This is a genomic window from Dyella japonica DSM 16301, from assembly GCF_001010355.1.
GTDB classification, from domain to species: Bacteria; Pseudomonadota; Gammaproteobacteria; order Xanthomonadales; family Rhodanobacteraceae; genus Dyella; species Dyella japonica.
Genome location: NZ_JPLA01000147.1, coordinates 1 through 618 on the forward strand (window position 1 = coordinate 1; position 618 = coordinate 618).

Consider the following 618-nt stretch of genomic DNA (forward strand, 5'->3'; position numbering starts at 1 on the left):
ACGCTGCCGTACATCGCGGTATACGAGGCGTTAAGTATACGGAACTGGGACGACGGTGAAGATGATCTTGGTTCACTTAATCTTAACCTAGTTGTATTAGATGAGTCCAAAGAAGTAATGGACAAGACTTCATTTGATTGGACTTATAAAGTTCAATATCGAGTTCTTGTTCTTGGAAGTGCCACTGTAGCTGAACCATCAGATAGCGGTTACGTGTACGGGCAGTACATGACAGAATTGCTTCCTGGAGAAGGTGACGAACCAGAAGAAGTAAGATCTGATGTTGTAGTCCCTCAATATAAAGGTTCTCCACTTGAGCAGATACCTTTCGTATTCTGTAATGCTATGGACTTAGTACCAGAACCGGATAAGCCACCGCTACTTGCATTAGCAAACAGATGTATTTCCATCTATCAGGGTGAAGCTGATTATCGACAGGCTTTGTTTATGCAGAGCCAGGACACGCTGGTTGTTCGTGGTGGTATTACGAACAGTGACGCAATTGATGATAAAGCTCCTGTTCGCGTTGGTGCTGGTGCTCGTATTGATGTATCTCCCGACGGTGATGCTAAATACATCGGCACTAACTCACAAGGTTTACCGGAACAACGTAAGGCA

General features: G+C 44.5%; 1 protein-coding gene. It reads left to right on the top strand.

Annotated elements, in window-relative coordinates; genetic code table 11:
- Positions 1-618: DUF4055 domain-containing protein (locus Y882_RS20170; RefSeq protein ID WP_046973422.1), on the top strand; the 618-nt coding region annotated here is incomplete at both ends.